Source organism: Paenarthrobacter sp. 22069, from assembly GCF_052046035.1.
In the GTDB taxonomy this organism is placed as follows: Bacteria; Actinomycetota; Actinomycetes; order Actinomycetales; family Micrococcaceae; genus Arthrobacter.
In genome coordinates, this window is the sequence record NZ_JBQEQF010000050.1 from 1 (window position 1) to 7,136 (window position 7,136).

General features: G+C 65.6%; 1 protein-coding gene and 1 pseudogene. Both read right to left on the bottom strand.

Going from position 1 to position 7,136, the window contains the following annotated elements; genetic code table 11:
• Positions 1–1,122 (bottom strand): annotated as a pseudogene (locus ACTJK0_RS21205) (Ig-like domain-containing protein); the annotation flags it as partial.
• A 144-nt stretch (positions 1,123–1,266) separates the two neighbouring features.
• On the bottom strand, positions 1,267–7,136 hold a 5,870-nt coding region (locus tag ACTJK0_RS21210; RefSeq protein WP_440746527.1), incomplete at its 5' end, for an Ig-like domain-containing protein.

Sequence of the window (7,136 nt, forward strand, 5' to 3'; positions counted from 1 at the left end):
CTTGGGTGGGATGACGTCGTCCCAGTTGTTGACCAGCTGCATGTTCTGGTTCACCAACCACACGTTCCCCGAGTTCACATCATTCAGGACCACCAGGTCCCGGTTCACCCGGAAAACATACGACGGCGACGCACTCGCCTTCGGCACCGCAACATTCTTATCATCAGCATCATTGACACAGTCCCGGACATACTTGTTCGCACCCGACCACGCCGCATGCACACACCCACCCAACTGCACCGGAGCGGCCGGAACACCCTCGCCATCAAACGCCACCGTCTTCGCGGAACCACCATCCAACGGCTGCTTCAACAACGCCTTCCGTGTCGCCACCGCCACAACATCACTGCCCGGCCCAGGCTGCTGCAACTTCGCATCCCGCGCATCCTCCAACGCCAGCCGCTTACCCCCAGGCAAAAACAGGCTCCCCGCAGCGGCATCCAACACCACCGGCCGGTCCCCCACCACCGTCATCTGCAAATCCCCGGCACCCTTAAGCCCATCCCACGTACTGGACTCCGACGACGTCACCGCTCCATTAGCATCGACCCCCGTCACCGTCACAGCCCCGGTCTTCGGATCCGCCGAATAAATCCGGTCATCAGACCCCACCGCCGACACAATCCCCGCCGAACCCACCACCACAGGCTCCGACGCTTCCTTATCAAAACCATTCACCGTGGACGGCGACACCGCCCACACCTTGCCCGACGCAGCATCCGTCACCGAAATCGTCCGCGCCCCAAAACTCACAACAGCCGCCCCCGGCAACTGCTTATCCCCACCCAGGCGCATATTCGCCGGCGACACCTGGTTCAACGTCGAACCAGCCTCATCATCAACAAACATCTCACCCGCATGCTGCAACACATCAAACGTCGTCGACGCCGGCGTCACCGCACCATCCAACACCCGCGACGGATAATTCAACCGCCCCACCGCGTTCTTCGACTTCGAAACAACCCACACACCGCCGTCGTTCAACTCCACCTCAGTGGTCTTAAACCCCGGATACAACACAGCACCCGTCACCACCACAGCAACCACAACACCAAACGCAGAACCGGCGACGAGCTTCCTATGTCGCTTTTTCAGCCCAAGCTTCCCCAGCAGAGTTGTCACAGCGTTACTTTTCCCTCAGATTGTGTAGCCCGGTGGTGGCCCGGTCGCAGGACAGGCAGCAGGCTTTCTTTCCCCGCGGCAAGCCTACAGAACCGCCGCAACCCCCGCGATGGGGACAACTGCCCGCGCGCCCGGCACTGCCTGTCAGCAATGGGGGGCTCCCAGGGCGGCGGGATCCGCGAGCGTGGTGTGGCCGGCGATGACGTACCGGCCAACGTTGCGCGCCGAACCGGATTCAACCCGCCACCAGCGGACGATGCCATTGCCGGACCAGTTGTCGCTCTGGTCGATGTAGCACGCCACCATGATGCGGTCCTGGTCGGTCTTGTAGAACCAGGGCGGGCTGTCCGCATTGACGCCGTCACAGTCGAAGTAGGGACTTGGCCGGTAGTTCGACCCGCCCAGGGTGAAGGTACAACTCCTGACGAAGTTGGGGTCGGAGGTCTTGATCCGGGTTTCCCACAGTCCCTGCTTGCCTGCGGTGGCGCTGGCCGTGACCACCGCGCTGCCGGTGCCTACGGAGTTGAAGGTCTGGACCGCAATGGTGACGGTGTCACCAAAGTTTGCGGTGTTGACCGTCCTGCTGCCGGAGGGGGCAACGTTTTCCCAGCCGCCGTTGTTGATGCTGATCCTTGTTTGCGCCACGTCATTGGTGCTGGTGGACGGGGAGGACCAGTTCAGGGTGGCGGACTTTTGGTTCACGCCGCCGTTTTGGCCGGATGCGGAGGGGGTGCCTGGGGATCCGTAGGGTGTGGTGGTGGCAGGGGTGCTGGCGTCAGAGCTTGGGGCCACCGTGGAGTTGGCGATGACGGTGATGCTGACGGCGCTGCCGTTGGTAAACCCACTGATGGTCTGGCCCGGCGTGATGGGCCCTCGGGCGCCGTTGCTGGCGTTGTAGCTGTAGCTGACCTCGTTTTCAGTAGAACCGTTGCGTTCCGCGGCAGTCAGTTTGCGGAAGTCCACCGTCACGGCGCGTCCTGCTCCGCCGGTGTTCGCAGGAGTGGCCGTAACACCTGAGACGGTCGCCAGCTTGCCGGTGGCACGGCGGGGTGCGGAGGGCGGGCTGACGGCGCCCTTGCCGGCCTTGTTCTCAGCCTGCACGGTGAACGTGTAGGCGGCCTCGGAGTTGTTGGCGGTGAAGTTTGCCGTGCGGACGTTGCCGGGGACGGTCTGGGTCTGGGCGGGGGCATTGCCGCCGCTCATGGTGACGTAGTAGGTGCTGATCGGATCGCCGTTGGTGTTGGGTTCGGACCACGTGACCCGAAGCTGGTTCTGGGTCCCTACCGATGCTGCGACGGCGGACGAAGGTGCTGGAGGTGCCGCCGGGACACCGGCGGGATTGTCCTCCGCGGAATAAGTCCCCCAGTCGGAGGCGCCAAGCTCGTTGACGGCCTGCGCACGCACCTTGTACTTCACGCCGTTGGTGAGGCCGGTCCAGGTGTAGTTCAGCCCGGCCACTTCGTTTTTGACGGCGACCCCGCTGGCCGGCGGCGGCGAAATCTCCAGGTTGTAGTGCTTCACCGGTGAGCCCTCGGTCTTCGCGGCGGGCCAGGTGACCGCCATCGTCTTGTCCCCGGCCTTCACCGTGGGGGCATCAGGCGGTGACGGCTTTTCGTCCGGGCGGATTTCGTTGGACTGGGGTGAAGCCTGCGAGTCCCCCACCTCGTTGGTGGCGAGCACCGTGAACACGTACTTCACGTTGTTGGTGAGCCCGCTCAACGTGCAGGTGGTGGTGGGGCACTTCTGTTCGAAGCCGTTGTTCGAGCGGACGGTGTACCCGGTGATGGGCGCTCCATTGTCCGATGGCGGCGCCCACTTGAGCACGGCGGTGCGGCTGCGGACGTCGGTGGCGCTGGGAGCGGACGGCGCGTCGGGTTTGCCCCGGACGGTGAGCCGCAGGCGGCCGTCCACCTGGCGGGACAGGTCGCCCGTCTTGTCAGCCACGGTGTAGCGGACCACCATGACGCCCTTGTACCCGTCAGCCGGGGTAACGGTGATACTGTCTCCCGCCACGGACGGCTGACCGGCTGCGGAGCCGGTCTCCACCGTGGCGCCCACGATCCGCAGGGGTGTGTCCGGGAAGGGGTTGAAATCGTTGGCCAGGACGTTGACCTGTTCCGTCTTCCCGGCGTTGGCTTTGTCCACCGCATCATCATTGGCCACCGGCAGGGGCCGGTTGGAGGCAACGTGGCGTGCGGTGATGGTGGCACCCACGGCGGGAGACCTGCCGTCGGTGACCTTCACCTGGATGTTTCCGGTGACGCCGATGCCAAGGGAACCGTCGGCAGTAATGGCGAGGGTGGCGCCGTCGACCTTTGCACTGAATCCGGCGGGAAGCGTCCCGTCCAGTTCGAAGCGGAGGTTGTCCTTGTCCCGTTCGTCCACGTCCTTGGCGAGCCCGGCGAGGTCCACCGTTGCCTGTTCGGCCTTGGGGACGTCCACGGAGGTACCGCTGAAGGTGGGCGGGTGGTTGGCGTTGGGGTCCGGGATCACCTTGGTCATGATCACCAGCGTGGATTTCAGGCCGTCGCCGTCGTCGGGCCCGGAGCCGTCCGTCACTTCGAAGGTGATGGAGCCCGGGCCCACGTAGTCAGGTTTCGCGGTGTAGCGCAGTGCCTTGCCGTCGGACTGGATGACGCCCTCCGGTGACCCGCCCTGGACGCGCACGGAGTCGGCCACGGTGATCCTGGCGGTGCGGCCGTTGCGGACGCGGACGTATTCGGACAGGTCCAGGGTGATGTCTTTGCCGGACATGACCTCAACGGGGTCGGTCTTGGCGAGGGTGGGGTACTGCGCGCCCTGGCCGGGGATCCACATCAGGGCCGTGGAGGTGAGGCCGTCGACGTCCGTGACAGTGTAGGGAATCAGCTGGTCTTCCGGGGTGAGGGTCACCACCACGTTGCCCGAGTCGCCGGTCCGGGCGTTCGGGTTGCCGTCGGGAAGGCTGATCTTCAGCTCGGAGGCCACGCCGTCGGCATCGGAGTCGTTCTTCAGGACGGGGACGTCCACCGCGGTCTTGCCGAGGGTTTCGGCCACTGTCACCCGGTCGTCCTTGGCCACGGGGCGCTTGAGTTCGGCGTCCGGGCTGATCCGGACCCGGATCACGGCGCCGGCGGAGGCCTTTTTGTCGTCCTGGATGCGGTAGCTGATGCTTTCGTTGCCGGCGGTGCCGGGCGCTGTGAACAGGACCTTGGCGCCGTCCGTAGCCTCCACCTGCAGGTCCGGCTTGGCCTCAAACCCGTCGGAAACCAGGCTGAGCGGATCGCCGTCGGGATCCGAATCGTTCGCCAGCGCCTCCACGGCCACCTGGCGGCCGGGCCGGACATCCACGGCGTCGTCCACCGCGATGGGTTTCTGGTTGTTGGCTTCCGGCGGGGCAATGCCCACAATGACGGTTCCCGTGTTCTCGGCACCGATCCTGTCCCGGACCCGGTAGGTGAAGCTGTCGGTGCCGGCGGCGTCGCCGGCGGCCGTGAACTCGAGGTAGCCGTCGCGTACCACGGCGGTTCCCATGGCCGGTGCCTTGTCGATGCCGATGAGCTGGACGGAGTCGCCGTCGGCGTCGATGCCGTCCAGGGGCACGGGCACTTTGACGGTCATCCCGGCCACCACGCGGGCGGTCAGGTTGCGGGGCTCGGGCCGCGTGTTGCGGTCATCGTCCCGGGCACGGATGCGGATGGTCACCTGCTGCGAGTCCACCTGCCCGGATTCGTTTTGGACCTTGTAGATGGCGTACACGGTTTTCGCCTCAGGCCCGGCGACGAACCGCAGCTGGTCACCCGCCACGAACATGCGGCCGTCGGCGGCGTCAGGCTGCTGGGCGAGTTCCGGCAGCAAGGTGAGCTTGGAGCCGTTGGGGTCGGTGTCGTTGGCCAGCACGGGGATAGTGACGACGTCGTTTGCCCTGACCGTGGCCTCATCCGGCTTGGCCTGGGGCGCCTGGAGCTTGGCCGGAGCGGGAACCATCAGCACGGCGATCTCGCCGGTGGCGGACGAGCGACCGTTGGAGACGGTGTACCGGACCGTCAGCTGGCCTTCGGCGCGGATGTCTGTGATCCTCACCACCGAATGGTCCAGTACTGCCACGCTCACCGGCAGGCCGGCGTCGGCGGTTACGGACTGCACCACCAGCACGCCGCCGGAGGGATCGGAGTCGTTGCCCAGGACGTCAACCAGGACATCCCCGCCGGTGGGAAGCAGCGCGGTGTCGCGGACGGCGACCGGCGCGCCCTGGTCGGTGCCCGGCACTACGTCCACGCGCACCAGCTGTTGGGCGCTGGCCGGGCCGTTGGTCACCAGGTAGCTGACGTAGTGCGCGCCAAGGGTCCGGGAATTGAAGGTGAACGTTTGCTGGTCCGGGTTGAGGGTGGCCGTGGTCTCGGCATCCGGGGTGGCCTGCGCCAGCCGGAGCGTCCCGCCCTGCGGGTCTGAATCGTTCTTGAGCGGGGTGATGACGGTGTCGGTGCCGGCAACGGCCACCACGTGGTCGGCGTTGGCGATGGGCGGCAGGGCCCCGGGGCTCCTGACGTCGACGGTGACTTTGCCTTCCGCCGTGGACTGGCCGTCCGAGACCGACACGGTGAGGACCTTCCGGCCCGGCGCGGCCCCGGAATCCTGGAAGGTGAGCTGGCCGTCCGGGCGGATCCGGGCCTGGTCCAGTGGATCGCTGCTGGCCACGGAGACGGCGAACAGGTCATCGCCGTCGGGGTCCATCCAGTCCGGAAGGATGTTCTGGGTGACCGCTTTGCCTGACTGGACCACCAGCGTGGTGTTCCGGTTGGGCTTTTGCCGCGGCGCAGTGTTGGTGCCGGGCGGGATGATGTTGAGCGTGATGTCCGCAGACGCTGACAGGCCGCGGCCGTCGTCCACGGTGTACTTGAAGGTTTCGCTGCCGGTCTTGTCGGCGGGCACGGCCACCTGCAGGCCCGTGGAGCCGTAGATGGGCGAGACGGCGCCGGTCTTGACCCCTTCGGGGGTTCGGACGGTGAGGACGTCGCCGTCGGGGTCGGAATCGTTGTCCAGGACGGGCAGGATGGTTGTCTTTCCGGCGCGGATGCCGAACTGGTCAGGCTTGGCCACGGGGGCGCTGTTGGGCTTGGTGCGGTCCGGCAGAACAGTCTGCTGGACTTCGTCGGCGGAGTCCTTGTCGGCGTCGTCGGAGGTTTCCTTGGGTGGGATGACGTCGTCCCAGTTGTTGACCAGCTGCATGTTCTGGTTCACCAACCACACGTTCCCCGAGTTCACATCATTCAGGACCACCAGGTCCCGGTTCACCCGGAAAACATACGACGGCGACGCACTCGCCTTCGGCACCGCAACATTCTTATCATCAGCATCATTGACACAGTCCCGGACATACTTGTTCGCACCCGACCACGCCGCATGCACACACCCACCCAACTGCACCGGAGCGGCCGGAACACCCTCGCCATCAAACGCCACCGTCTTCGCGGAACCACCATCCAACGGCTGCTTCAACAACGCCTTCCGTGTCGCCACCGCCACAACATCACTGCCCGGCCCAGGCTGCTGCAACTTCGCATCCCGCGCATCCTCCAACGCCAGCCGCTTACCCCCAGGCAAAAACAGGCTCCCCGCAGCGGCATCCAACACCACCGGCCGGTCCCCCACCACCGTCATCTGCAAATCCCCGGCACCCTTAAGCCCATCCCACGTACTGGACTCCGACGACGTCACCGCTCCATTAGCATCGACCCCCGTCACCGTCACAGCCCCGGTCTTCGGATCCGCCGAATAAATCCGGTCATCAGACCCCACCGCCGACACAATCCCCGCCGAACCCACCACCACAGGCTCCGACGCTTCCTTATCAAAACCATTCACCGTGGACGGCGACACCGCCCACACCTTGCCCGACGCAGCATCCGTCACCGAAATCGTCCGCGCCCCAAAACTCACAACAGCCGCCCCCGGCAACTGCTTATCCCCACCCAGGCGCATATTCGCCGGCGACACCTGGTTCAACGTCGAACCAGCCTCATCATCAACAAACA